This window comes from Fodinibius sp. (assembly GCF_041642155.1).
In the GTDB taxonomy this organism is placed as follows: domain Bacteria; phylum Bacteroidota; class Rhodothermia; order Balneolales; family Balneolaceae; genus Fodinibius.
Genome location: NZ_JBEPWZ010000273.1, coordinates 1 through 3,968, shown reverse-complemented (window position 1 = coordinate 3,968; position 3,968 = coordinate 1). Strand labels below are relative to the sequence as shown.

Below are 3,968 nucleotides of genomic sequence, written 5' to 3'. Positions count from 1 at the left end.
ACTCGAGATCATAGGCTTGTCCCTCGCAAACGCGCTGTGCGCTGTCCAGAAAAATATCGAGGATTAAAGCGTAATGTTCCTTGGAATAGGTTTCATTATAGCCATAATACTGAAGCTGTTTGAAGGCCTTGGCATGCATCGCATCACCGGAGAGAATGGCCGTATTAGCGCTCCATTTTTTATACACGCTGGGTTTGCCCCTGCGCGTGCCGGCAGCATCCATAATATCATCGTGCAGTAACGTAAAGTTATGCAGCAGCTCAATGGCAATAGCTGCAGGAAGGGCTTCTTTAACTCTCCCGCCGGAAAGGCCACAGCCTATGAGCGTCAAGAGTGGGCGCACCCGCTTGCCCGCGGCTCCAAGCGTATATCGCACCGGGTCATATAACAGCCCTGGCTCTTCCGGTAAATCGAGCCGGTCGAGTCCCTCGTCTATTAAATCTGAGAGTTCTTCCTGTTTTGTAGCTTGCACGTGGATCATACTTAATTTATGAAAGGCCAAATATAAGCATTTTGAGACAAGATGTTACCGCTCCTGACACTTTAATTTAAGGTGGCAACGTTCGAGTTCGTCTATCTGTTCACAGCCGAGCAGTGTAAGGATTATGCAAAGCTGTCGCCGCCAGTTGTGGTAAAGCGATTTCAGTCCCTCTGCCCCATCCTCGACAACCACCTTGATAACGGGCTGGGCAGTAGCGGCAAACCCGGCCCCCAGGCATAATGACTTGGCGATGTCCTGGCTCGACCGAATACCTCCCGAGGCCATGATCTCAAACGGGCGGGTTTCTTTGAGTTCGGTCAACTGAAGAAGGCAGTCAACAGTGGGAATTCCCCAATCGTCAAACTGGTGCTGTGGGGACCTGTTATTTTTGCGTTCATTTTCAACTTTAGCCCAGCTGGTCCCCCCGGCCCCGGCCACATCAATTACTTTCGCTCCGGCGTCCAGCAGTCGCTGGGCTACCTCTCCGGAAATACCCGCCCCTGTCTCTTTCACTATGACCGGCCGATCGCATTGCCCGGCCAGCCGGGCAATACCTTCCTGAATACCTTTGAAGGCACGGTCGCCCTCAGGTTGCATAAGCTCCTGCAGTGGATTCAGATGGACAATAACAGCATCCGCTTCAATAGTATCGACAAGCATCCTCATCTTGCTGCGCGGGAGACCGCCCGAGAGCTGGACACCCCCGATATTGGCAGCTATAAAGGCGTTGGGAGCGCGCTCCCGTACGATAGCGAAGGAAGATACGGCTTCCGGATTTTCGAGCATGATCCGCTGGCTCCCCACCCCAAAAGGCAGGTTGTATTCTTCGCAAAATTCGGCAATAATGGCATTGACCGCCCCCGCGTCGGTGTACCCTCCGGTCATGGACGAGATAAACAGGGGAAACGAAAAAGTACGTCCCAGCAGGTCCGCCCGGGTGGATACGTCATCCATGTCTACCTCCGGCAACGCATTGTGAACAAATCGATACCGCTCAAAACCCGTTGTCTGCTGATAGTCAACCTGACCCGACGTTGTTAAATCCACATGATCTTTTTTGCGTTGTTTAATAGACATTGGATTAGCCGGATAATTTTATTGCCATTCCTGATTTGGTTTCCTCTATTTTTTCGAGGATTACCTCATTCATCTGTTCTTATTCTACCTGAGTCATAAGCTATTCATATTTAAAGGCCATAAACGCAAGTATTGTTGCCAGGAGTATAGAACCGATGGCCCCCGTCAATATCGTGGTCATGGCGACATCATGGTCCAGCAGCCAGCCTATCATAAACGGACTCAAGGCGGTACTGAACACCATCAAAGCAGAAAACAGGGAACGCACCGTCCCAATGACTTCCTCACCGTACAGTTCAGCCCATAGGGCCGATTTGATATTGCTGCCCATGCCCATGGTCACTCCCAGCAATCCCATATACAGAAATGCCGACCACGATCCGGGATGAAACCAGGCAACCACTAACCCGGCACCAAAAGGTAACAAATAAAAGGGAAATAACGTATGGGCACTCCATCGGTCAATAAGCGGCCCCACCCCCAGGGAACTCACAATACGAGTCCCCGCAAAAGCCACAAAAGCGGTAGCCAGCAGTCCGGATGTCCATCCCAGTTGTTCGGCTATGGAAATTTGGTACAAAAACAGGGCCGTCGCCCAGAAGGCGGGCAACAGAACAGCGGGAACCAGCAGCCAAAAATGAGAGTCGCTCAAAATACGTTGATAAAACTTTCTTGAATCCCCGGAGTCGGTATCCCCGCTTTTCAATTCATCCAGCCGGCTGGTGTGCGATTCATTGAGCACCAGCTGTATGAACGGTATAAAAAGCAGGGCTATGACCAAGGCAAAGGCCGCCCAGGTCATGCGCCAGCTTAACAGCGAAAGCATCCCGGCCACGATGAGCGGGAATACGCCTTCTCCCATCGGGTATCCCAGGCTGGATATGCTGAGAGCCTTCCCCCGTTCTTGTATGAAATACCTTGCCATCGCTGTCTGGGCAGTATGGGAACTCAGCCCCTGTCCAGAAAGTCGCAGTAGCAAAAGTGCGACAAACAGTAAGGCGACATGCCACGAGAGGGCCAGAGTAATACTGGCGACGAGTAGACCAATAGCCACATACATACCATATTGTTTCAACGGGAGGTGATCGATCAGCCGGCCCAGATAAGGAAGAATGGCGGCACTGCCAAGTGTGGCGACAGAATACAGCGAGCCAAACTCGGCATTTGTCAGGTTAAAATCCTGTAAAAAATAGGGGACAAACAGGGAGATCAGAAACGTCTGGCCGAAACTGGAAAAAAAGGTAAAAGAGAAACCAAAGGTCAGAATACGTTTTTGCCGGAGAACAAAACTCAGGTAATTCACAAGAAAATGGTGGTATCAGTGTTTTTTAGAGTAATCCAAATTATTACAGCACGGAAAATACGGCTGTTTCAGAGGAAATTAAACTTCTTTTCCGAATAAAAAGTTCGGTGACAGAGTAGATATCGTGAGGTGTGGCTTTAGTCGCGGGAGATGGTATTGTTAGTTGCGACTTTTTTTAGGGATTTACCGGTGAGCCTGAAGGTTGTCCATTCATCCAGTGGTCGGGCACCCAAAGCACGGTAAAATTCTATAGCCGGTTTGTTCCAATCCAGAACGGTCCATTCCAGGCGCGCACAATTGCGATCGACAGCCAATTGTGCGAGAAACCCCAGCAGGGTGCTGCCGATTCCCTTGCCGCGGACCTCAGACTTGACATACAGGTCCTCCAGATGTATACCGGGGGCGCCCGTGAAGGTAGAGAAATTATGAAAGAAGAGGGCGAATCCAACCGGTTGATCGCAGTAGTAAGCCAGCACTACTTCGGCATACCGCTGATCGCCAAACAGGTTTTTACGCAGCTGGTCTTCGGTTGCAACCACTTGATCCGACATTTTCTCGTACTCGGCGAGCCGTTGGATGAAATTGAATATGAGAGGGACATCCTTTTCTCTGGCAAAACGCAAATAACAGTCTGACAGGTGAGTGCTTATTTTTTGGGACATCTTGAGGTTACTCGCTTTCCTGTTTAATCGTTGCCGATATGCCATTTACATAATTGTTCACCATATCAATTTCTTTTGCAAGCTCGGAGCCCTTAAATCCCGTGATATCTGCATTGGAGATGTTTCGGTTATAAAATTTCAAATATTGGCTTGCCAGCGGCAGGTACGACCAGTGCCACTTTTCTTCATTGTAGCCCGTGCGGCCGTTCAGACTTTTATCGGTGTAAGGCTGGTAGAATCCAAAATCGTTCGCGTGAGCCCTCAGCCACTCGTATTCTTTCCTGCCCTGCCCGCTTTCGAAATAACTGTTATTTAAATCATTCAGGTCGATATCGGTTCCCCAGTGGTGGCGGGACGTCATCGGCATGGAGCTGTACTCCAGTATTTCAAGCGCCTTATCCAGGTCAGACTCAGCTGTCGAGTTGTTCCACTTCCGCTCCCAGAT

The 3,968-nt window shown here is 50.2% G+C and carries 5 protein-coding genes; all 5 read right to left on the bottom strand.

What is annotated here, in order from left to right:
• On the bottom strand, nucleotides 1-472 hold a 472-nt coding region (locus ACESLU_RS12525; RefSeq protein ID WP_372638979.1), incomplete at its 3' end, for a polyprenyl synthetase family protein.
• A 54-nt stretch (nucleotides 473-526) separates the two neighbouring features.
• Nucleotides 527-1,558, bottom strand: a complete 1,032-nt coding sequence (gene fni, locus ACESLU_RS12520; RefSeq protein WP_372638978.1) for a type 2 isopentenyl-diphosphate Delta-isomerase — start codon at nucleotides 1,556-1,558, stop codon at nucleotides 527-529.
• 100 nt (nucleotides 1,559-1,658) lie between these two features.
• A complete protein-coding gene (locus tag ACESLU_RS12515; protein WP_372638977.1) occupies nucleotides 1,659-2,861 on the bottom strand; it encodes an MFS transporter in 1,203 nt (400 codons plus the stop codon).
• A gap of 137 nt (nucleotides 2,862-2,998) precedes the next feature.
• On the bottom strand, nucleotides 2,999-3,523 hold the full coding sequence (locus ACESLU_RS12510) for an N-acetyltransferase family protein (RefSeq protein ID WP_372638976.1): 525 nt from the start codon (nucleotides 3,521-3,523) through the stop codon (nucleotides 2,999-3,001).
• 7 nt (nucleotides 3,524-3,530) lie between these two features.
• The coding region (locus tag ACESLU_RS12505) for a M15 family metallopeptidase (RefSeq protein ID WP_372638975.1) at nucleotides 3,531-3,968 on the bottom strand (438 nt) is incomplete at its 5' end.